The following is a 21,744-nucleotide window of genomic DNA, read 5'->3' as shown; positions in this document are numbered from 1 at the left end:
CGGCGGGACAGACCGGGTCGGGGTGCACGTTGCGATCTTCGGCTGTCGCGGACGGCCGCCACTCTTGGGGAGGGGTTCGTCCAGGCCGCCACAGGACCGTGGCGCGTGGCTGACACCCCCCAGATTGCTGTCGCCAACCAGATGTCGATGTGCGTCGAACGCGCAGGTCCCCGTCGTCGCCGCCTCACGTTGGGCCAACCGGGTGTGGGCCAACCGGAGGCAACGGATTCCGGGGAGACAGCCGCGCTGCTCACGCCTCGCGACGTGAAGCATGATGCAGCGATGTATGGCTGACAAGCACGCACCCACCAAGGGGGCATCTGGTGCGGCTATCAGCCTAACATCACCAGCGCACACGGCTATTCCCTGAAGGTCTAAAGAGGCATCAGCGTGTCTCGGGGAACTGAACGTTCGCACCAACCGGGTCGACGTCCATTTGCTGGATGTGCCAGTCATTACCCACTTCTGGCGCGATCAAATCCTGCGTATCCGGTGACGAAAACGCAAGAACCGTGGGACCCGCCCCCGAAACGACCGCGGGCACGCCGACTGCACGCAGACGTTCTACCAGACGCGCGCTCTCCGGCATGGCAGGCGCGCGATAGGGCTGGTGGAGACGGTCTTCGGTGGCGGCGAGCAGCAGCTCTGGTTCCGGCCGCGAGGTCAGCGCGGCGATCAGCAACGCGGCCCTGCCGGCGTTGAAGGAGGCGTCCTTGTGGGGCACGTCCTTCGGCAACAACCCCCGAGCGGTCTCCGTGGCCAGCCGCGTCGTGGGAACGACGACGACCGGACGGACCCTCTCGTCGGGGGCCAGCTTCACCATACGCGCTGCTCCCGCGTGGTCGGTCCAGGCCACCGTCAGGCCCCCGGCCAGGCACGGAGCGACGTTGTCGGGGTGGCCCTCCATCTCGGTGGCCAGCGCGAAGACCTCGTCGTCGGACAGGCCGCCGTCGCTCAGCGCGCGGGCGGCCAGGATGCCGGCGCAGACGGCGGCCGAGGACGAGCCCAGGCCGCGGGCGTGCGGGATGCGGTTGACGCAGCGCAGGGCGATGCCGGCGGGCTGCGGCGCCCCCATGCGGGCGTACGCCTCGCGCATCGCCCGGACGACGAGGTGTCCCTCGCCGAGGTCGACCTCGCCCGCGCCTTCGCCCTCCACGCTCACGCGCACGCCGGGCTCGGCGGTGAGCGTGGCCTCCACGTCGTCGTAGAGGGTGAGCGCCAGGCCGAGCGCGTCGAAGCCCGGCCCCAGGTTGGCCGACGTGGCCGGCACGCGGATTCGCACCGTCGTCATCGATTCACGGTTCTCTCGTCGTTCGCTCACTCCCCGTGCGCCTCTCAGGCGAGGTTGAGCGCCGCGGCGGCGGCGTGCACGTCGATGGGGATGACCACCGGGGCGGGTGCGCCCGAGATGGCCCAGTCGGGGTCCTTCAGGCCGTTGCCGGTGACGGTGCAGACGATGCGCTGCCCGGCCTGCACGAGCCCCTGCGCGTGTGCCTGGAGCAGCCCCGCGACGCTCGCCGCCGAGGCCAGCTCCACGAACACGCCCTCCTCCTGGGCCAGCAGCTTGTACGCCGCCGCGATCTGCCGGTCGGTCACCGCCTGGATGACGCCGCCGGACTCGTCGCGGGCCGCGGTGGCCAGGTTCCAGGACGCCGGGTTGCCGATGCGGATGGCGGTGGCGATCGTGTGGGGGTGGGTCACCGGGGCGCCCTCGACGATCGGCGCGGCGCCGCTGGCCTGGAAGCCGAACATGCGCGGACGCTTCGTCGAGACGCCGTCGTCGGCGTACTCCTGGTAGCCCATCCAGTAGGCCGAGATGTTGCCCGCGTTGCCCACCGGGATGCAGTGGATGTCGGGGGCGTCGCCGAGCGTGTCGACGATCTCGAACGCCGCCGTCTTCTGACCCTGCAGCCGGAACGGGTTGACCGAGTTGACCAGCGCGATCGGGTAGCTGGAGGACAGTTTGCGGGTCATCTCCAGGCAGTCGTCGAACGACCCCTCGACCTGCAGCAGCGTGGCCCCGTGGACCAGCGCCTGCGCCAGCTTGCCCATCGCGATCTTGCCCTTCGGCACCAGCACGGCGCAGGTCAGCCCCGCGCGTACGGCGTAGGCCGCCGCGGAGGCCGAGGTGTTGCCGGTGGAGGCGCAGATGACCGCCTTGGCGCCCTCTTCGACCGCCTTGCTGATGGCCATGGTCATGCCGCGGTCCTTGAAGCTGCCGGTCGGGTTCGCCCCCTCGACCTTGAGATAGACCTCGCATCCCGTCAGCGCCGACAAGCGGTGCGCCGGGACGAGCGGGGTGCCGCCTTCGAGGAGCGTGACGACGGGCGTCTTCGTGGTGACCGGAAGACGCTCTCGGTACTCCTCGATGAGGCCACGCCACGACCTGCCCATGATGACTCCCTACCTGCGGTGTTGGCCACCGAGTGTACGGGGTGCGCGGCGCGGGCGCGGAGCCGAGTCCACTGAGTGGACAGGTCGTTGGACAGCGCCACTATTCAGGAAATTCTCAGCATCTCCCGATAAGGTCTCGGCAGGGGGTCACCATGAACGCGCGTCCTGCTTTGAGGCAGAACGACTATTCACCAGTAGTGCCGCCGGAGCTCGGGGCCTGGTCGCCGGGGTTGTCCGTGAGCGTGGTGATACCGACGCACGGCGGGCAGGACAAACTCGACCTGACGCTGGCCGCGCTGGCCGCGCAGACGTACCCGGGCCATCTCATGGAGGTCCTGGTCGTCGACGACGGAAGCGCGCCGCCCGTCCGGCTGCCGGAGATCCGGCCGGTCAACACCAGGATCGTCCCGGTACGCGACGGCTGGGGCATCTCCAACGCGGTCAACACCGGCGCCAAGGCCGCCGACGGGGAGATCATCCAGCGGCTCGACGCCGACATGGTCGCCTGCCGCGAGCACATCGAGGCCCTGGCCCGCTGGCACCACGTGACCGACTACCTGGTCACGATCGGGATGAAGAAGTTCGTCGAGGCGCCGCCGGTCACCGCGCGGCAGGTCTTCCGCGCCGAGCGCCTGGACGAGGTGTTCGACCTGGCCGGGGCCGTGTCGAGCTCGACCGAGGCGACGATCGAGAAGACCGACGGGCTGCGCAGCAGCCGCAACCCGTACCACGTGTGCACCGGGCCGACCTTCGCCCTCCCCCGCGAGGTCTTCGACGCCGTGGGCGGGCTCGACCCGACCGTGGTGCGCGGCGAGGACACCGAGTTCTCCTACCGGCTGGCCATGCACGGCGTGGTGTTCGTGCCCGACCGGGCCGCCCAGGCGGTGCACCTCGGGCTGCCGGCGCAGCACCGCGACCGGGAGCGGGCCGTGCGGGCGGTGGAGCCGTACCTGGCGCACCGGATCCCGCTCCGCCGGGACCTGCGCAAGGACCGGGGGCGGCGGTGGCTGGTGCCGTACGTGGAGATCGTGCTGGACGTCACCGACACCTCCGAGTCGGTGGTGCGGCGGGCGGTGACGGCGGCCCTGGACGGCAAGCTCCAGGACGTCGTGCTGACGCTGGTGGGCCCGTGGTCGCGGCTCGACGACGGGCGGCGCGCGGTGTTGTCGGACCCGTGCTTCGAGCTGCGGCTCATGCGCGACCTGTGCGCGCACGACGAACGCATCCGGCTCATCGACGAGGCCGCCCCGACACCCGCGCCCACGCCGTTCCGCTACCGGGGTCCGGTGGACGTGCCGCTGCACCGGGCGACGCTGGAGCGCATGGTCGAGTCGGTGCAGAAGGACCTGACCGGGGTGCTCGTCGTCGACCTGCCCGACGGGCGCACGGCCCGGCTCGAACGCACCTCGGCGCTGGGCCGGGCGCTGCTGCTCGCCGGTCCAGGCGCCGATCTCGACGAGGTCATCGACACCACGCACGGCGTGCGTCACGAGCCGCCGGACCGCTACTGGCCCGCGCCGCCGCAGCCGGAGCCGGTCACCATCCCCGCGACGGTCGCGGTCCCGGCCGAGTCCGCCGAGAACACCCTGTTCAGACGGCTCAAGTCGGCCCTGCGCCCGAACTGACCGCCGCCCGCGGGACGCGGTCGGCCGCGCAGGCGGCCCAGCGCCCGTTTCATCGCAGGCGGCGGCCCAGCGCTCGTCTCATCGCAGGCGGCGGCCCAGCGCTCGTTTCATCGTGGCCGACAGCAGGGTGCGCAGGCTCTGCTGGGCGCGGTTCGCGGCGGCGAGCTGGCGGCGCAGGGTGCTCACGTCGCGCCGCAGCTCGACGGCCGTCCTGCGCCACCGGGTGGCCTCGTCCCGCCACTTGGTCACCTGGGCGCGCAGGCGGTCGGCCTCCGCCGCCAGCCGCTCGGCCTCGGCCCGGGCCTCCAGCCGCGCCCGGTACGCCCCGCGCCGCCCGATCAGCGGCGCCGCCTCCGTGGTGAACCCGTAGGTCTCGCCCTCGACCCAGGACACGCCGGACACGGCGTCCACCACGTCGTCGAGGTCGCCGGGCTCACCGGGCTCACCGGGCTCGCCGCCGGCCACCATGCGGGCCCTGGCGAAGGCCGAGCGGCGTTCCAGGCGGGCCGCCACGACACCGTGCGACGACTCCCGCAGCAGCACGGCGACCAGGCCGAGGCCCTCGTCACGGGCCAGGTCGAGCAGGCGGGCGAGGGTGTCCTCGCCGGGGATCCAGCCGGGCGGCAGGCGCAGCACGAACGGCGTGGCCGGGTCCAGCTCCTCGGCCGTGGCCAGGCGCACCCGTCCTTCGTGCAGGTAGTGGCCGTGGACCAGGGCCAGGTCGAGGCCGGGGTCCTTGAGTGGGGCGCGGCGCTCGCGGCCCACCTCGTCCCAGGGGCCGAGCAGGAGCACCGACAGGTCGGGAACGGTCCCGGCGAGCAGGGCGTCCACGGTCGCGCGCACGCTGTCGTAGCCGGCCGTGCCGTCCACGACGGCGGTGACGTACGGGATCTTCCACTGGCGGGACGGATGGGAGCGCAACCACCGGTACGCCGGGATGCGGTCGGCCACGAACGCGTGGCTCACCCGGTCGATGGACTCCTTGTCGCGCATGCGCATGGTCGGGCCGAGATGGTAGGCGCGGGCGCGCGGCTCGGGCACGAACACCGCGCCCGCCTGGCCCAGCCGGTAGCCCATCTCGGTGTCCTGGCCGAGGATCAGCTCGTCGTCCATGGGGCCGGCGGCCTCGATCAGGCGGGCCCCGACCGAGGTCGCGCCGCCGACGTGCAGGCTGAAGGGACGCTGGGGGTTGGCGGTGAGGCCGTCGGTGCGTTCGACGAGGTCGACGATCCAGGCGTGCGGCTCGGCCGGCTCGAAGTGCTCCTCCAGGTCGGCGGGGAGCTCGGCGGGCAGCTCCGCGTCGGTGAACCTGATGTAGCCGGTCACGACCAGGTAGGGGGCCGTGTGGTGCCAGCGCATGTGGGCCTCGATCGCGCCCGGGGTGAGGACGACGTCGGAGTCGAGCCAGTGGATCACGTCGCCGGTGGCCTCGGCCAGCCCGGCGTTGCGGGCGTTCGCGCGGCCGGGCTGGTCGCAGACGATCAGACGGGCGCCCTCAGGACGGACGTCGGGCAGCCGCAGGGGCGGCACGCTGCCGTTGTCCACGACGATGACCTCGGTGAGCGCGGCCGGGTAGGTCTGGCGGGCGAGACCGGCCAGCACCAGGTCCAGCTTGTCCTGGCCGCCGTAGGCCGGGATGATCACGCTGACCGTGAGCGACGGGGTGAGATCCTCGGCGGGCCGCAGCACGCGGTAGTCGTTGCCGCGCACCGGCGGCGTCTGGCCGTTGTTCATGCGGCTTCCATCAGCAGGCTCGGCCGGAAGCCGTGCCATTGGTTCGTGGCGATTCTGACGAAATGGGCCAGGGGCAGCTGCCAGGTGTGCTCCTCGGTGAACCCCCTGCGCAGGACGTAGCCGAGGCCGTGCGTGCGATAGACGCGCGCGCCGATCTTTTGCGCCGCTTTCACGAACTCCAGATCGACCGCACGCGGAAGAGCGGGAAATCCTCCAATTTCCCGAAATTTCGCGCTTTGGAGCAAAATGGTGCCTCCGGCTACGTGATCCGCCCAAACCTCGCTAGGGTACGCCGCTCCGCTCGCGAACGTCGTCCGCCGGATCGTGGCGCGCAACGGCTCCAGGTAGAAGAACTCGGCCGTCGTGCCCACCACGTCGGCCCCCGCGTACGAGCGGGCCATGAGGAGGTCGGACAGGTGGCCGGGGCCGTACCAGTCGTCGTCGTCCCACTTGGCGAGGTAGTCGCCCGAGGCCAGGGCGGCGGCCCGGTTCAGCACCTCGCCGAACGGCACCGTCCTGGCCGCCTCGACCCACCTGACGGGCAGCGAGCACGCCTCGACGGCCGCGCGCACCTGCTCGAAGGCCACCCCGTGCAGCCCGAGCAGGACCTCGGCCTCGACGCCCCGCTGCCGCTCCATCTGCGCCAGCGCCGCGCCGACCAGGGCGGGCCGCTTGGTCGACATGACGATGCTGACCGTCGCGCGGGCGGGCCGGTGGACCAGGCGCCGCAGCCGTACGCTGTGCTCCTCCCGCCGCAGGTCGGCCAGGCAGCGCGCGGTGCCGTCAGCGGGCGCGGCGAGCCAGTCGCGGTCGGTGAGCAGCGCGGCCAGGTCGCCCGGCACCCACGCGGGGGCGTCCTGGGCGGTCAGCGGGATCCCGGCGCCGGCCAGCTCCGTCAGGCCGTCGAGCGGCACCGGCGCGGCGGGCCAGTCGATCTCCAGTCCGCGCCGGGAGCGCAGCGCGGGCACGTCGGGCGGCCCGCCGTCCACCTGCCATCCGTCCGACCAGTGCAGCCGGGCGAACCCCTTGCCCGGCGTACGCGTGAAGCCGCAGGGGGTGACGGACATGGACGATGCTCCTCGACCGGACGGGACTGGATCGGCGCCTACCTTACGCCCGTTTTTACACGTCAGTAGACAGACAGGCAGCTTTCGGGTGGCGGACGGCATGAGCCCCGAGGCCGGGTTCCCAGTTTTCCTCCAGGAACATATGGCACGGTAGTGGTCAGGGTTTATTAGGGTGGCAATAATCCCGCCCATCCTCCTATGCCCGACTAGTCGTGACTATGAAAGGTTTGCGCGGATGCTCTCGCCCCGCCGACTGGCAGCGGCCGCCGCACTTCTCGCAGTCGTCGCCGCCGGGGTGCTCGCCCTGCTCGTCCTGGCCGGCCTGCTCACCCTCGGCGCGGCGGCGGCCGTCGCCGCGTTCGCGGTCACGCTGGCCGCCCTCGCCCTGCTGCTGTTCACCGTCCGCCGCGTGGACGGCAAGGCGCACCGGATCGACCTGCGCATGAAGAAGCACGAGGCCGAGCTCGCCCGTGCGACGACCGCGGTCAAGAACCTCGAATCCCGGCTGGAACTGCTGGTCCAGGCGGTCGAGGAGTCGGCCGCGCGGCGGGCCGACGACATCGGGGCGATCCTCGCCTCGCTCGGCGAGGACCGCGTGAACGCCATGACCAGGGCCCGGGAGGTCGAGGAGCTGCGCGAGGAGGTTCGCGCGCTGGCCAAGGGCCTGGCATGACCCGCGTCCGGCACAACGACTACGGGGTGCTGCGCCCGCCCGCGATCGGGGACTGGACGCCCGAGCTGCGCGTGTCCGTGGTCATCCCGGCCTACGACTGCCAGGAGGCGCTGGAGCGCACGGCGTCCGCGCTGGCCGCGCAGACCTACCCGGCCGGGCTCGTCGAGATCGTGGTCGCCGACGACGGCAGCACGCCGCCGATCGAGCTGCCGGGGGCCCGCGTCGTACGGGTGACCGACGGCTGGGGGCGCGGCGCGGCCCGGCAGACCGGGCAGCTGGCCGCCACCGGCGAGGTGATCCACTGGCTGGACTCCGACATGATCCTGGCCCCCGACCACCTTGAGGCGCACATGCGCTGGCACCACCTGCTCGACCACGTGGTGGTGATCGGCGACATCCGGTTCGTGACGGCCCCGGGCGAGGAGGGCACGCGCCCGGAGTACACGCGCAGGACCCTGGAGTCGACCCGGATGCTGAAGGACGCGGGGACGAGCGCGTACCTGCTGCACACGGGGGCCTCCACGTCGGTGCGCGCCGAGCTGCTGCGCGCGGCGGGCGGCGTGGACGCCTCGCTCAACATGGCCGAGGACACCGAGCTGGGCTACCGGCTGGCCCAGGCGGGGGCGGTGTTCGTGCCCGATCCGCAGGCCAGGGCGTGGCACGTCGGGCCGTCCACGGTGATGCTGCGGGAGAAGGAGGTCCACCGGCACAACTGGTCCTACCTGGGCGATCTGGTGCCGGATCTGCGCTGGCTGCGCGGCCATCCCCGGCGCCACTGGCGGGTGCCGTACGTGCGGGTCGTGGTGAGCGCCACCACGTACGAGGAGACCCGGGCGAGCGTGGACGCGGCGCTGGCGGGCACGCTGCCCGACGCCGCCGTCACCGTCGTCGGCCCCTGGGGCCGGCTGACCGGCGAACGCCGGTCCAGCCTCGACGACCCGCTGCTGGACCTGCGGCTGCTGCACAACCTGTACGCCCACGAGCCGCGCGTCACTTTCGCGGAAAGCGAACCGGTCACCGCCGCCCCCACCCCGTTCCTGCTGCGGCTGCCCGTCGGCTGGGTCCTCGGGGCCGACACCCTCGCCCGGCTGGTGCGACTGGCCGACGAGGACGTGCTCGGCCTGCTCTGCGTGGCGCTGGCCGAGGACGCGGACGGGGTCGTGGCCGCCCGGCTGGAGCGCACGGCCGCCTTCGCCCGCGCCGCGCGCTTCGACGGCCCCGCCGACGACCTGGTGGACGAGCTGTTCGGCGTCCTGTGGGTCGAGGGCGGCGAGCACGGCTTCGGCGCCGCCGCCGACCCACCGCCGCTGGGCGGCGACCCGGCCAAATGGCGCGCCGTGGCGGACCGGCGGCTGGCGGAGACCAAGGAGCTGCGCGATCAGGTCGACCGGCTCTCCGCCGAGGTCGAGCGCCTGTCCCGCGCGCAGGAGCAGGAGGACCCCGCTCCCGGGCCGCTGAGCTCCCTGATCCGGCACCTGCGGAGCGCCGGATGAGCGCCGAGCGGCGGACGGTCACCGCGTTGCTGGCCGAGCTGCCGGACGCCCGGGTGTTCCTGGCCGGCATCGAGAGCCCCACCTTCCCGGCCGACGGCGAAGGCGGCGAGGGCGGCAAGGGCCGCGCCGGACTGCCCGCCGGCGCCGTGGACCTGGACCGGGACCTGCTGGAGCCGCCCGCCGAGCCGGAGTCGGCCGACCACGTCCTCGTGCTCGCCAGGACGCCCGCCGACCTGCGCAGGGTGGCGACCCTGCACAAGCTGCTCCCGCTGGCCGGGCGGGTGGTGGTGTGCGTGCTCGACACCCCCGCCTCGCACCCGGCCCCCGTGCCCACGCCGACCCCCGCGCACCGCTGGCGGTCGCTGACGGACCTGCGGGTCTACCAGCCCAGGAGCCGGGTGTGGGTGGTGGACGCCCGCTTCTCGGCCGCGACGCCCGCCGGCCGCACGGTGACCGCCACCGCCCGCGCCTTCGCCGGCCATCGCCTGGACGTGATCGCCGCGCCCGCCGCCGGCATCGCCGGGATCGGCTCGGCCGACTGGCGTCCCGGCGACCCGAACGCCACGCCCGCCGAGGTGAGCGGCCCGGTCCCCGAACGCGTCGGCGCCCCCGGCAGCGACGTCGTGCTCCGCACGCTGGGCGACGTCGCCCTCCGCGGCCTGGCCGGCGACGCCCTGCGCCCGCCGGGCGACGGCCGCGCCCCGGACGCGTCCCCGGCCCTGACGCCGGGCGGGTCCGCCGAGCCGGGCGGGAACGGCTGGGCGGGCGGGAACGGCTGGGCGGGCGGGATCGGCTGGGCCGGGGATCAGGCGCCCGTCGAGCGGCCCACGATCGTCGCCGCGAGCTGGGAGAGCATCGGGCGCCCCGGCGGGGCGGGGTCGCCGCTGGCCGATCCCGACGTGCTGGGCGAGCCGTCGATGGTCCCGCCCGTGGACGAGCGGCTGGTGAACCCCCAGGGGTTCGTGACCACGCCGTCCCGGGGCATGGCCGCGCTGGCCGAGCGCGACGGCCGCTGGTCGGTGCTGCTCGACGGCAAGGTCGTCACGACGTTCGCCGAGTCGGGCGGGGTCACCGACGCCGACGTGGCCAGGCTCCGGCAGATCCGCGGCGTCGAGGTGAGCTGGCAACATCCGCACAGCGGCCCGCTGGCGGCCGTCCGGGTGCTGGCCGGTCTGGCCGCCGCCGGGGTGCCGCTGGTCACCGGAGCCGTGCCGCGCTGGGCGGGCGCTCTGGGGGACGAGCTGGTCGCGCTGCTGCCCGCCGCCCCCGACCTGTCCGACGAGCTGCGGCGCGAGGAGCACAGCATCCGGCTGCGCCGGGCCGCCCTGCGCACCCATGGCGTGGCGGCGCGCTGGGAGCAGCTCGGCGCGCCCGCCCCCGCTCCCCCGCTCACCTCCGTCCTGCTGGCCACCCGGCGCGCCGACATGGTGCCGTTCGCGCTGCGGCAGATCGCCCGCCAGCGCGACGCCCAGCTCGAAGTGGTGCTCGCGCTGCACGGCGTGCCCCGGGAGCACCCGGACGTCGCCGCCGCCCTGGCCGACTTCGGCGGCCCGCTGACCGTGTACGAGGCCGACCCCGCGGCCGTCTTCGGCGAGGTGCTGAACGAGGCCGCCGCCAGGGCCTCCGGCTCGTTCCTGCTCAAGATGGACGACGACGACTGGTACGGCCCCGACTTCCTGGCCGACCTGCTGCTCGCCCACGCCTACTCGGGGGCGCAGGTGGTCGGCACGGTGCCCGAGTTCGTCTATCTGGCCTCGATCGACGTCACCGTGCACCGCAGCCAGGTCACCGAGCAGATCACCAGCTTCGTGGCGGGCGGCACGATCCTGGTGGAGCGTTCGGCGTTCCAGGCCGTGGGCGGCTTCCGGCCGCTGCGCCGCTCGGTGGACACCCAGTTCCAGGAGGCCCTCCAGGCGGCGGGCGGCCAGATCTACCGCACCCACGGCCTGGGCTACATCCTGCGCCGCGGCCCGGCCTCCGCCCACACCTGGCAGGAGCCCATCGGCACGTTCCTGCGCCGCAACCGGCGCCAGTGGCGCGGGTTCCGCCCGAACGCCCTGATGGAGCTGGAGGGGAGCAGCCGCCCATGACCGTCCCGCGCATCCGTGGCAACGACTTCGGCGTCCTCGACCCGCCCGAGCTGGGGGCCTGGGAGCCGGAGCTCGCCGTCACGGTCGTCATCCCGGCGCACGACCGCCAGGAGACCCTGGACCTGACGCTCGCCGCCCTGTCCGCGCAGAGCTACCCGGCGTACCTGCTCGACGTGATCGTGGTGGACGACGGCAGCGCCACCCCCATCCGCCTGCCCGCCCTCGCCCCTGACGGCACCAAGCTGATCTCCAGCCCGCCGGGCGGCTGGGGACGCGCCTGGGCCGTGCAGGCGGGCCTGGACGCCGCCGCCGGCGACGTCGTCCTCGTGCTGGACGCCGACATGGTCCCGCACCGGCGGCACGTCGAGGCCCAGCTCCGGTGGCACCACCTGGCCCCGTACGTGGTGGTGCTGGGCTGGATCGACTTCACCTCGGCCGGCGAGCCGCCCACGCCGGAGCAGGTCGTCCAGGCCCTGGACGCGGGCGCCGAGGACGACTTGTTCCCCCTGTCGCCGCACCGGCACGACTGGGCCGAGCAGATCATCCACGACCACGACGGCCTGCGTACGGCGTCCGGCGCGACGGCCGCCCGCGTGCACGTGGGGGCCACGGCGTCGTACCCGGCGGCACTGCTGCGCTCGATCGGCGGCCTGGACACCTCGCTGGTGCTGGCCGAGGACACCGAGCTGGGGTACCGGCTCGTCCAGGCGGGGGCGGTGTTCGTCCCGGACCCGCAGGCGCGGGCGTGGCACGTCGGCCTGCCGACCGCGATGCGCGACGTCGCCGCGTTGAAGCGGTACAACGACCCCTACGTGGCCGACCGGGTTCCCTACCGGCGGTATCTGCGGACGGATCCGGGGCGGCAGTGGCTGGTGCCGTACGTGGAGGCGGTGGTGACGGCGGGCGGCTACGAGGACACCCGCGCCACCGCGGACGCCCTGCTCGCCTCCTCCATCCCCGACGTGCGCCTCACCCTCACCGGCCCCTGGCCCGCGCTGCCCACCGGACGCCGCTCGCCCCTGCGCGACCCCGACCTGGACCTGCGCCTGCTCAAGGCCACCTTCGAACACGACCCGCGGGTCCGGCTGGCCACCGAACCACCTCCTGGGCCACCCACCGGCACGACGGCCCCCTTCCGACTGACCGTGCCGTCCGGCTGGACCCTCTCCCCCGGCACACTGGAACGCCTGATCGCCCACCTGGACGAGCACGACCTCGGCAGCCTGTGCCTGGCCCTGGACGAGACCCCGCAGGGCGTGGTCGCCGCCCGCCTCGACCGTACGGCCGCCCTGTCCAGAGCCGCCCTGGTCGCCGCCCCCGGCGACCACCCGGACGACCTGATCGACGCCCTGTACGGCCTGGAATGGGCGGACGGCGCGTCGTGGGGCCTGCGCCGCCGCCCCGACGTCTACCCGCCGCGCCGGCCGCCGGTCGCGGAGCTGGCCCTGCTCACCGCCCGCCACGAGAAGGAGCTGACCCTCCACCGCAAGCGCGTCGCCGCCCTGCGCGCCGAGATCGCCCAGCTGCGCCGGGAGGCCGCCAAGAACGGCAGGGACGCCTCCCGCTGGCGGGAGAAGGCCGAGAGCTGGCGGCGCGAGGCGGTGCGGCTGGCCCGCGAGCAGGACCGCACGGTCCTGAAACGGGCCGTGCGCCGCGTCCGCGACCTGGCCTTCCCCGCCCACTGACCGGGCGGGGCGGGCGTCAGTCGTCGCCCTCCACGCGCATCACGCCGGCGACCGCGCGGACGATGTCGAGCTCGCGCAGCCCCTCCATGGTCGCCGTGAGGGCCGCGTCGGTGGCGCGGTGGCTGACGATGACGAGCTGGGCGTCGTCGCCGTGCCCCTCCTGGCGGACGGTCTGGATGGACACGTCGTGCTTGGCGAACAGGTCGGCCACCCGCGCCAGCACGCCGGGCTTGTCGGCCACGTCGAGCGCCACGTGGCAGCGCGTGACCGTGTCGCCCATCGGGTGGACGGCCAGGTCGGCGTAGGTGGACTCCTCGGGCCCGCGGGTGCCGGCCAGCCGGTTGCGGCCGACGGCCACGAGGTCGCCGAGCACGGCCGAGGCCGTCGGCGCGCCGCCGGCGCCCTTGCCGTAGAACATGAGCTGCCCGGCCGACTCGGCCTCCACGAACACCGCGTTGTACGCCTCGCGCACCCCCGCCAGCGGGTGGGTGCGCGGGATCATCGCCGGGTGCACCCGCACGCCGAACGAGCGGCCGTCGTCGGAGCGCTGGCAGATGGCCAGCAGCTTGATGACGTAGCCCATGGCCTTGGCGGAGGCGACGTCGGTCGCGGTGATCTCGGTGATGCCCTCGCGGTGCACCTTGTCGGCGGTGACCCGGCTGTGGAAGGCCAGGCCGGCCAGGATCGCGGCCTTGGCGGCGGCGTCGAAGCCCTCGACGTCGGCCGTCGGGTCGGCCTCGGCGTAACCGAGCGTCTGGGCCTCCTCCAGGGCGTCGGTGAAGGACGCGCCCGAGGTGTCCATCTTGTCGAGGATGTAGTTGGTGGTGCCGTTGACGATGCCGAGCACGCGCTTGACGTGGTCGCCGGCCAGCGACTCGCGCAGCGGGCGCAGCAGCGGGATGGCGCCGGCGACGCTGGCCTCGAAGTAGAGGTCGCCGCCGCCCCGGCGGGCCGCCTCGTGCAGGGACGAGCCGTCCTCGGCCAGCAGCGCCTTGTTGGCGGTGACGACCGACTTGCCGCGTTCGAGGGCGGCCACCATGAGCGTGCGGGCCGGCTCGATGCCGCCGATCACCTCGACGACGATGTCGATGTCGTCGCGGGTGACCAGGGACTCGGCGTCGGTGGTCAGCAGCGCCGGGTCGACCTCGATGTCGCGCTTGCGCCCGAGCCTGCGCACGGCCACGCCGGCCAGCTCCAGCGGTGCGCCGATGCGCGCGGCCAGGTCGTCGGCCTGCTCGTGCAGGAGCCTGATGACCTGCGAGCCGACGACGCCGCAGCCCAGCAGAGCCACTTTCAGCGGTTTCACAGCTGCCCCCTCAACAGGTCGTCCTCGGTCTCGCCCGCCACGATCACCCGGGCCGCGCCGTCGGCGACGGCGACCACGGCGGGCCTGGGCAGGTAGTTGTAGTTGCTGGCCAGCGAACGGCAGTAGGCGCCGGTCGCGGCCACGGCGACCAGGTCGCCGGGCGCCAGGTCGGCGGGCAGGTGGAAGTCGCGCACGAGGATGTCGCCGCTCTCGCAGTGCTTGCCGACCAGGCGGCTGAGCATGGGCGCGGCGTCGCTGGCGCGGCTGGCGAGGGTGGCGGTGTACTCGGCGCCGTAGAGGGCGGTGCGCACGTTGTCGCTCATGCCGCCGTCGACGCTGACGTACGTGCGCAGCCCCTCGACGTCCTTGACCGTGCCGACCTCGTAGAGGGTGATGCCGCCCGGCCCCACGATGGTGCGGCCCGGCTCGACGGTCAGGCGCGGCACCGGCAGGCCGGCGTCGGCGCAGACCTTGGTGACGATCTCGCGCAGGCCGTCGGCCAGCTCCTTGATGTCGGGGGCCTCGTCGCCCTCGACGTAGGCGATGCCGTAGCCGCCGCCGAGGTCGAGCTCGGGCAGGACGACGCCGTGCTCGTCCTTGATCTGCACCAGCAGCGTGGCCAGCCGTCGCGCGGCCACCTCGAACCCGGCGGTGTCGACGATCTGCGACCCGATGTGGGAGTGGAGGCCGACCAGGTCGAGCTGCGGCAGCGCGAGGATGCGGCGCACGGCCTCGGCGGCGGCGCCGGTGTTGAGCGACAGGCCGAACTTCTGGTCGTCGTGGGCCGTGGCGATGAACTCGTGAGTGTGGGCCTCGACCCCGGTGGTCACCCGGATCATCACCTTGGGCCGCTTGCCGAGCTGCTCGGCGAGGTAGCCGAGGCGGGCGATCTCCTCGTAGGAGTCGACCACGATGTGCCCGACGCCGCACTCCAGGGCGCGGGTCAGCTCGGCCGTGGACTTGTTGTTGCCGTGGAGGGTGATGCGCTCGGGCGGGAAGCCGACGCTGAGCGCCACCGCCAGCTCGCCGCCGCTGGCGACGTCGAGGCCGAGGCCCTCGTCTGCCAGCCAGCGCACGATCTCCTTGCACAGGAACGCCTTGCCCGCGTAGTGGACCTCGGAGCCCTGGAAGGCCGTGGCGTAGTCGCGCATGCGTGAGCGTACGTCGGCCTCGTCGAGGACGTAGAGCGGCGTGCCGAACTCGCGGGCCAGGTCGCGCACGTCGACGCCGCCGACCGTGAGCGTGCCGTCGGTCCGGGTCGACGTTCGGGGCCAGATCGCGGGGTCGATCCTGTTGAGGTCGGCGGGCGCCATCGGGGGGCGCTCGTGGGGCAGCATCTCGGCGTGCCGGTCCCCGGCTGGATGGACGAAGCTCACCCGATCGAGGCTATCGGAACCGCCGCCCCTTCCAGGACCACCGCCCACGTATCGAGACGCGATCAAGGTCCACAAGCAACATTTTCACGATTTTTCGCGCTTTAGCCGGATATTTTACGATCCATCACAATCTTTCCGGCCCAACCAGTACCCCCCGGACGGCCTCCGCCAGCCGCAACCGCGCCGTGTGCACCGGCCGGACCGGCTCGTCCCCCATCGGGACGGCGGGGGCGTGCTCGTGGGCGTCGTGGTAGGCCAGCGCCAGCCGGACCGAGAAGGCTTCCCAGCCGGGGTCGCGGCTGAGGGCGCGTCCGGGCAGCTCGGCCAGCACCCGCAGCACCCGGCGGTCGTGGGGGTCGTCGAGCAGTTCGGGCCGGAAGCCGGTGAGCGGCACCCCCAGCTCCCCGGCCCACCGCCGCACCGCGCAGGCACGGACGTGGGCGTACCGGACGACGAAGCCCGGGTTGTCCCACGTGCGCGGGAAGTCGGGCCAGCCGGGCTCGGGCAGGGCGGGCGGGTCCAGGGACTCGACCAGCCGTCCCGGCGCGTCCACGACGATGCGCAGGAAGCCGTTCGGCCGCGCCCGCGCCTCGCTCACCCCGTCCACCGTCCGCACCCGCGCGGCCAGCTCGGCCGGCGGGACGCGGCGGCGCAGCGCGGCGGCCGTCACGTAGACGGCCTCCCGCTCCCAGGTGCCCTCGGGCGCCGGCGGCTCCCCCAGCACCTCCGCCAGCGACTGGGCGAGCAGGTCGGTCATCGACTCAGCGTAGGCGTCAGATCAGCGCGTGCGGCTCCGCCGAGCCGTACTCGACCAGGTGGGCCGCGCCGAGCAGCCAGCGGTCCTCGTCGCGCACCCGCACGTAGCCGAACCGGTCGGCGGAGAACACCTTGACGCCGTCGGTGCGGCACTGGCGCATCATGACCTCGTCCCAGCCCTCGGTGAGGTCGGCGAAGCCCACCTCGCGCAGGACGTTCCTGCGGGCGAGCAGGGTGGCCCCGGCGATCTCGGGGAGGTAGGCGTACTCGGCCTCGGGCTGCTTGAGCAGGGTCGCCTGGGGCTTGCGCAGGTGGGCGTAGAAGGCGGCCTTGCCGACGATGTCGGCCGTGCTGAACAGGAAGGCCCGGCGCAGGTCGGACAGGTAGTGCGGGCCGTAGACGTCGCGCGGGTCCATGACCGCGACCAGGTCGGCCTCGCACAGGTCGAGGCCCTTGGCCAGCATCGCGCCCTCGCTCATGGCCGGGTGGGGCCGCCGGTACAGCACCTCGGCGTCGGTCAGCACGTCACGGGCGCGCAGCTCGGCCTCGGGCGGCCCGATGACGATCACCTGGGCCACGCCGGACTGCCTGGCCACCTGGGCCAGCGCGTGCTCCATGAGCGACGGGTCGAGGATCGGCAGCAGCACGGAGGTGTCGAGGGTGGCGCGGGCGCTGGGCAGGCCGATGGCCTCCAGCAGCTCGTCCACGCGCTCGGTCATCGTCCCCGTGCCGTAGGCGCGGCGCAGGGCCACGTGCGCCCGCCGCGAGTCCGGCTCGGTGCCGATCGGCGTGCCGCAGGCGGCGATCTCGGCCAGCCGCCACTGCGGCGTGCCCGGCGGGCAGTCGGCCGCGGCCGGCCAGCGGTAGGAGGTGAGCACGTCGGGATAGGCCAGGTGCGGCGGCAGCAGCTGGTCGAGCGTGAGCACCCGGTCCACCCGCCCGCCGGCCAGCGGCAGCGGGTTGTGCACCCGGGGCTGCACGCCGAAGTGCAGGCGCGGCCACGGGACCGTCATGTCGGTGGTGAAGCGGTGCTCGAACAGCTCGGCCGCGGCGGCGTAGTCGGCCACGTCGCCCTGGGTGTGCCAGAAGACGGTGCGGATGCCGCGCTCGGCGCACCAGGCCAGCAGGGCCCTGAGCCCCTCGCCCGGCTCGCCGGTCAGCTCCTCCAGCCACGGCCCCTGCGTGACGGACTCCACCACGAGCAGGTGGGGCACCTCCAGCGGCAGCACGCGGGCGAAGTCGCGCGGCGTGAACCCGGTCGTCTGACGCCATTCGTAGCGCAGCAGCGCCTCGGCGTGCGGATCGGCGACGACGGCCGCGGTCAGGTGCGGGCGGGTGTTGGGCCCGGTGGGGATCCGGTACGGCTTGAGCTTGAACGAGGCCCCGCCCAGCGTCCTGGTCGTGCTGGTGGCCTGGAACGACGCCCCAGGACGCGCCTCCTTGGCCCCCTGGACGGCCACCGGCCGGCGCTTGGGCGCGCTGGGCCGCTTGACCGGCTTGGCCGCGCCCTTGAGCCCCTTGGCCAGGCGCATCGGGTTGTTCTTGCCGCTCTTGATGGCGTCGCCGAGCCGGTTCCAGCGGGCGACCTTGATCGAGGACAGCTTCCAGTTGGCCACCTCGGCCTGGAAGCGCTGCTCGGCCAGCTCCTTGCGCAGCCTGTCGGCCGCGGCCCGCTCGGCCTCCAGCCGCTCCTCGGTCTCGCTCAGCTGCTCGGCCAGCTTCCTGGCCTCCTCGGCGCTCTCCTCGGCGGCCGCCAGCCTGGACTGCGCGGCGTCCAGCAGCCTGGCCAGTTCGGCCGCGCGCTCGGCCTGCGCGACAGCTTCCCGCAACGCCCGACGCGTGCTTTCCAGCTCGGTAGACAACCGGACCTCCGCTCTCTCAGCCCGGCAAAGGATACTCTTCTGCAGGAAGCGTCTCGAAGGGATGAGATCCGGTGCAGTTCAACGTGCGACCCTACGTATGCGGCGCTCTCGGCCGGATCGACACCTCCATACTGGGCAAACTCACCGCCGCGGGCCCCAAGGTGCGGCCCGCGCTCCAGACGGACGAGGCCGCGCTGTTCAGCTCCGCGCCGCTGCCGCCGTACCACCGGGCGGGCGGCGCGTTCGCGTTCTCGTGGGGCGAGCGCAAGCCCGCCGCCGCCGAGGACTGGATGACGGTCGCGGAGACGTACGAGACGCCCGGCCTGATCGGCGACGGCGCGCGGGTGACGTTGCACGCGGGCGCGCTCGGCCTGGTCGACGTCTACTACGTGCGCCAGGGCGACGCGGTCTACTTCTCCTCGCTGATCCAGCCGCTGCTCAGCCTGGTGCCCATCGAGATCGACTGGGCCGCCTGGGCCTCGATCATCCAGGTGACGTTCCCGCTGGGCGAGGCGACCCCGTACCGGGAGGTCAGGCGGCTGCCGGGGTCGAGCGCGCTGGTGTTCGAGCACAGGCGCCTGGCCACCGAGCGCCAGTTGCCGCGCTGGCTGCGCACCGAGCCGTACGAGGCGTGGACCAGCCCCGAGGAGATCGTCGAGCTGCTGCACCATGTCTACGAGGACTACGACGGCCGCAAGCTGCTCGTGCCGGTCAGCGGCGGCTACGACTCGCGCCTGCTGGCCAGTGTGGCCATGGCCCGCGGCGCCGACGTCGAGTCGTGGACCACCAGCCCCGACGACGGCACCGACACCGACATCGCCTTCGCCAGGGCGATCACCCGCGAGCTGGGCATCCCGCACCGGGTCGTCACCCAGGACGCCGCCGCCTACCCCGGCGACGCCGCCGAGGTGGCCCGCCGGCTGGAGTACCTGACGCCGCACCACGCCTGGTACGCGCCGTTCGCCAAGGAGGTGCACGGCTCGGGCCGCATCCTGGTCGACGGCCTGGCCGGCGGCCCGCTGCTGAAGAACTTCATGGTCAGCGGCGCCGCGCTGGAGGCCAGGACGCAGGCCGAGCGGTCGGCGGCGCTGCTGGGCTCGCTGTCGCTGGGCGCGCCCGCGCAGCCGTTCCTGTCCAAGGCGGCCGCGCAGTGGATGGAGGAGACCGTGCGCGAGCAGTTCGCGGCGGCCACCTCGATGCTCCACGGCCACCGGGCCGAGCTGCCGCTGTCGGTGCTGCACACCAGGACCGTGCGCGGCATCGCGCGTTCGGCGGTCAACCTGGTGGGGCCGGAGGCGTCGTTCGCGGCGCCGTTCATCCACCCCGCCTTCTTCGACGCCGCGCTCAGCGTCGGCGTCGCGCGCAAGGACAAGGGCCGCTTCTACCGCGAGGTGCTGCACGCGGCCAACCCGAGGGTGGCCGCGCTGCCCTCCACGAACGTGGTCAAGCAGCCGCTCCAGCGGGTGCCCCTGCGTTCCACGGCCGCGCCGGCGCGGGCCTGGTCCCACGCCATGCTCGAAGTCGTGGCCCGGCGGGTGCCCGCGATGCTCTCCGACGAGCTGCACGAGGTGATCGCCGGCGGACCGGACGCGCTGACCCGGTTCAACGGCTGGAACGACCGTTTCTGGGTGCGCGGACTGGTGCTTTTCGGACTCTGGCTGAACGACTTCGAGAACGACCTCCCGGACGTCACCGCACCTTTTTAGTGAACTCTGGGTAACAGGGCGATTACATACGGATCTCGCGGGTATTACACGTCGCACAGCAGAAGCGGGTTCCGGAAAGCCACCGGGCTGGTAGTGTTCGGCCCGTAAGCGCCGCAACAAACGGGCACCAGATCACAAATCCGGTCTCGTTCGAGGGCATGGAGTTCGCAGGGATGACGACTCCACGCGGCGCGGTCACCAGCTAAGAACGCCGGGGTAACCGGTGACTTCGTCCTGCCCACATCTCTTCCTGTGAGCGACATCATGATCAACGCATCCCCATCACCTGAGTCGATCTCTGAGGCTTTCGTCTCGGAAGATCCGCGATGGTACAAGCGGGCGGTGTTCTACGAGGTTCTCGTCCGGGGGTTCAAGGACTCCAACGGTGACGGCACGGGCGACCTGCGCGGTCTCATCGAGAAGCTCGGGTACCTGGAATGGCTCGGCGTCGACTGCCTCTGGCTGCTGCCGCTGTACGAGTCCCCGCTGCGCGATGGCGGTTATGACATTTCGGACTATATGAAGATCCTTCCGGATTTTGGCGACCTGGGAGACTTCGTCCAGTTGATCGAGGCCGCGCACGAGCGGGGCCTGCGGATCATCACCGACCTGGTCATGAACCACACCAGCGACAGGCACCCGTGGTTCCAGGCCTCCAGGCACGATCCGGAGGGGCCCTACGGGGACTTCTACGTCTGGTCCGACGAGCCCACCGGCTATCCGGACGCGCCGATCATCTTCATCGGCGCCGAGGAGTCCAACTGGACGTACGACCCTGTGCGCAAGCAGTACTACTGGCACCGTTTCTTCCACCACCAGCCGGACCTGAACTATGACAACCCGGCGGTGCAGGAGGCCATGCTGGAGGTGCTGCGGTTCTGGCTCGACCTGGGGATCGACGGTTTCCGCCTCGACGCGGTGCCGTACCTGTTCGAGCGTGAGGGCACGGCGTGCTCCGGGCTGCCCGAGACGCACGCGTACCTGAAGAAGATCCGCTCGGAGGTCGACCGGCTCTACCCCGACCGGGTGCTGCTGGCCGAGGCCAACGGCTGGCCCGAGGACGTCGTGGAGTACTTCGGCGATCCCACCACCGGCGGCGACGAGTGCCACATGGCCTTCCACTTCCCGCTGATGCCGCGCATCTACATGGCGGTGAAGAAGGAGACCCGCGAGCCGATCTCCGAGATCATGTCCCGCACCCCCAAGCTGCCCGACACGGCACAGTGGGGCATCTTCCTGCGTAACCACGACGAGCTCACGCTCGAGACGGTGACCGAGGAAGAGCGCGACTACATGCACAAGGAGTATGCCAAGGACCCGCGCATGCGGGCCTACCTCGGCATCCGGCGTCGGCTGGCGCCCCTGCTGGACAACAACCGGGACCTGATCGAGCTGTTCACGGCGCTGTTGTTGTCGCTGCCTGGCTCGCCGGTCATGTACTACGGCGACGAGATCGGCATGGGCGACAACATCTGGCTGGAGGACCGCGACTCGGTCCGCACGCCGATGCAGTGGAGCCCCGACCGCAACGCCGGGTTCTCCTCGGCCGACCCGGGCCGCCTCTACCTGCCGGCCGTCATGGACCCGATCTACGGCTTCCAGGCGGTCAACGTGGAGGCACAGCAGCGCCACGCGGGCTCCCTGCTGCACTTCACCCGCAGCATGCTGGAGATCCGCAAGAACCACCCGGTGTTCGGCCTCGGCGCCTACACCGAAATGTGGTCCTCCAACCCGTGCGTGCTCACGTACGTGCGCGAGGACCGCGACGACGTGATGCTCTGCGTCAACAACCTGTCGAAGTTCCCGCAGCCCGTCGAGCTGGACCTGCGCAGGTTCGAGGGCATGGTGCCGGTCGAGGCCCGCGGCGGGGTGCGCTTCCCGAAGATCGGTGAGCTGCCCTACCTGCTGACCCTGCCGGGCCACGGCTTCTACTGGTTCGCGCTGAAGCCCGGGGACTGAGCACAGCCCCCGAGCGGA

15 protein-coding genes are annotated in these 21,744 nt (G+C 72.7%); 7 read left to right on the top strand and 8 right to left on the bottom strand.

Translation table 11 applies throughout. The annotated features are described in order from the left end of the window. Positions 1-385: 385 nt before the first annotated feature. Positions 386-1,291 carry a homoserine kinase gene (thrB, locus tag AB0C33_RS04105; RefSeq protein WP_358283417.1) on the bottom strand — a complete coding sequence of 302 codons (906 nt, stop codon included), beginning with the start codon at positions 1,289-1,291 and terminating at the stop codon, positions 386-388. Positions 1,292-1,335: 44 nt separating this feature from the next. Further along, positions 1,336-2,394 (bottom strand): threonine synthase, encoded by a 1,059-nt coding sequence (gene thrC / locus AB0C33_RS04100; RefSeq protein ID WP_358283415.1) that lies wholly within the window; start codon positions 2,392-2,394, stop codon positions 1,336-1,338. Positions 2,395-2,630: 236 nt separating this feature from the next. On the opposite strand from thrC, the gene AB0C33_RS04095 reads away from it, so the two are divergent. Further along, a complete protein-coding gene (locus AB0C33_RS04095; protein WP_358283413.1) occupies positions 2,631-4,019 on the top strand; it encodes a glycosyltransferase in 1,389 nt (462 codons plus the stop codon). A 78-nt stretch (positions 4,020-4,097) separates the two neighbouring features. On the opposite strand, the gene AB0C33_RS04090 is transcribed toward AB0C33_RS04095, so the two are convergent. Both AB0C33_RS04090 and AB0C33_RS04085 read right to left on the bottom strand, forming a co-directional pair. After that, positions 4,098-5,753: a glycosyltransferase gene (locus AB0C33_RS04090; protein ID WP_358283411.1), complete on the bottom strand. Its 1,656-nt coding sequence runs from the start codon at positions 5,751-5,753 to the stop codon at positions 4,098-4,100. Further along, positions 5,750-6,820, bottom strand: coding sequence for a family 2 glycosyl transferase (locus AB0C33_RS04085; protein WP_358283410.1), 1,071 nt, complete (start codon positions 6,818-6,820; stop codon positions 5,750-5,752). The genes AB0C33_RS04090 and AB0C33_RS04085 overlap by 4 nt, the downstream gene beginning before the upstream one ends. Positions 6,821-7,055: 235 nt before the next feature. Between AB0C33_RS04085 and AB0C33_RS04080 the strand changes: the two genes are divergently transcribed. From AB0C33_RS04080 to AB0C33_RS04065, 4 genes are read left to right on the top strand one after another with little or no spacing between them, the layout of a single operon-like run. After that, the gene (locus AB0C33_RS04080; protein ID WP_358283409.1) at positions 7,056-7,493 is read left to right on the top strand and encodes a hypothetical protein; all 438 of its coding nucleotides are present in this window, start codon (positions 7,056-7,058) and stop codon (positions 7,491-7,493) included. Beyond that, positions 7,490-8,986 carry a glycosyltransferase family 2 protein gene (locus tag AB0C33_RS04075; protein ID WP_358283407.1) on the top strand — a complete coding sequence of 499 codons (1,497 nt, stop codon included), beginning with the start codon at positions 7,490-7,492 and terminating at the stop codon, positions 8,984-8,986. Before AB0C33_RS04080 ends, AB0C33_RS04075 begins: the two co-directional genes overlap by 4 nt. Then, positions 8,983-11,076, top strand: a complete 2,094-nt coding sequence (locus tag AB0C33_RS04070) for a glycosyltransferase family 2 protein (RefSeq protein WP_358283405.1) — start codon at positions 8,983-8,985, stop codon at positions 11,074-11,076. The genes AB0C33_RS04075 and AB0C33_RS04070 overlap by 4 nt, the downstream gene beginning before the upstream one ends. Beyond that, entirely contained in the window at positions 11,073-12,761 is a 1,689-nt protein-coding gene (locus AB0C33_RS04065; protein ID WP_358283403.1) for a glycosyltransferase, read from the top strand. The genes AB0C33_RS04070 and AB0C33_RS04065 overlap by 4 nt, the downstream gene beginning before the upstream one ends. A 16-nt stretch (positions 12,762-12,777) precedes the next feature. Here AB0C33_RS04065 and AB0C33_RS04060 read toward each other — a convergent pair whose 3' ends face one another. The 4 genes from AB0C33_RS04060 to AB0C33_RS04045 form a co-directional block, all read right to left on the bottom strand. After that, positions 12,778-14,067, bottom strand: a complete 1,290-nt coding sequence (locus AB0C33_RS04060; protein WP_358283401.1) for a homoserine dehydrogenase — start codon at positions 14,065-14,067, stop codon at positions 12,778-12,780. Then, positions 14,064-15,404, bottom strand: coding sequence for a diaminopimelate decarboxylase (gene lysA / locus AB0C33_RS04055; RefSeq protein WP_358283916.1), 1,341 nt, complete (start codon positions 15,402-15,404; stop codon positions 14,064-14,066). Before lysA ends, AB0C33_RS04060 begins: the two co-directional genes overlap by 4 nt. A gap of 163 nt (positions 15,405-15,567) precedes the next feature. Further along, positions 15,568-16,200 carry an anticodon-binding protein gene (locus tag AB0C33_RS04050; RefSeq protein WP_358283399.1) on the bottom strand — a complete coding sequence of 211 codons (633 nt, stop codon included), beginning with the start codon at positions 16,198-16,200 and terminating at the stop codon, positions 15,568-15,570. Between the two features lie 16 nt (positions 16,201-16,216). After that, positions 16,217-18,028 (bottom strand): hypothetical protein, encoded by a 1,812-nt coding sequence (locus tag AB0C33_RS04045; protein WP_358283397.1) that lies wholly within the window; start codon positions 18,026-18,028, stop codon positions 16,217-16,219. Positions 18,029-18,144: 116 nt separating this feature from the next. On the opposite strand from AB0C33_RS04045, the gene AB0C33_RS04040 reads away from it, so the two are divergent. Both AB0C33_RS04040 and treS read left to right on the top strand, forming a co-directional pair. Beyond that, positions 18,145-19,767: an asparagine synthetase B family protein gene (locus AB0C33_RS04040; RefSeq protein WP_358283396.1), complete on the top strand. Its 1,623-nt coding sequence runs from the start codon at positions 18,145-18,147 to the stop codon at positions 19,765-19,767. 264 nt (positions 19,768-20,031) lie between these two features. Beyond that, complete coding sequence (treS, locus tag AB0C33_RS04035) at positions 20,032-21,726, top strand: maltose alpha-D-glucosyltransferase (protein ID WP_358283394.1); 1,695 nt, start codon at positions 20,032-20,034, stop codon at positions 21,724-21,726. The last annotated feature ends 18 nt before the right edge of the window (positions 21,727-21,744 follow it).

Origin of the sequence: Nonomuraea sp. NPDC048881 (assembly GCF_040649795.1) — a bacterium.
Lineage (GTDB): Bacteria > Actinomycetota > Actinomycetes > Streptosporangiales > Streptosporangiaceae > Nonomuraea.
This window is presented reverse-complemented; position numbering and strand designations above follow the sequence as displayed.

Bases quoted from the DNA above. Each gene is read 5' to 3' on its own strand.
- AB0C33_RS04065 (WP_358283403.1), top strand. From the start codon at position 11,073: ATGACCGTCCCGCGCATCCGTGGCAACGACTTCGGCGTCCTCGACCCG.
- thrC (WP_358283415.1), bottom strand. From the start codon at position 2,394: ATGGGCAGGTCGTGGCGTGGCCTCATCGAGGAGTACCGAGAGCGTCTT.
- AB0C33_RS04070 (WP_358283405.1), top strand. From the start codon at position 8,983: ATGAGCGCCGAGCGGCGGACGGTCACCGCGTTGCTGGCCGAGCTGCCG.
- AB0C33_RS04075 (WP_358283407.1), top strand. From the start codon at position 7,490: ATGACCCGCGTCCGGCACAACGACTACGGGGTGCTGCGCCCGCCCGCG.
- lysA (WP_358283916.1), bottom strand. From the start codon at position 15,404: ATGCTGCCCCACGAGCGCCCCCCGATGGCGCCCGCCGACCTCAACAGG.
- AB0C33_RS04080 (WP_358283409.1), top strand. From the start codon at position 7,056: ATGCTCTCGCCCCGCCGACTGGCAGCGGCCGCCGCACTTCTCGCAGTC.
- AB0C33_RS04085 (WP_358283410.1), bottom strand. From the start codon at position 6,820: ATGTCCGTCACCCCCTGCGGCTTCACGCGTACGCCGGGCAAGGGGTTC.
- AB0C33_RS04050 (WP_358283399.1), bottom strand. From the start codon at position 16,200: ATGACCGACCTGCTCGCCCAGTCGCTGGCGGAGGTGCTGGGGGAGCCG.
- AB0C33_RS04090 (WP_358283411.1), bottom strand. From the start codon at position 5,753: ATGAACAACGGCCAGACGCCGCCGGTGCGCGGCAACGACTACCGCGTG.
- treS (WP_358283394.1), top strand. From the start codon at position 20,032: ATGATCAACGCATCCCCATCACCTGAGTCGATCTCTGAGGCTTTCGTC.
- thrB (WP_358283417.1), bottom strand. From the start codon at position 1,291: ATGACGACGGTGCGAATCCGCGTGCCGGCCACGTCGGCCAACCTGGGG.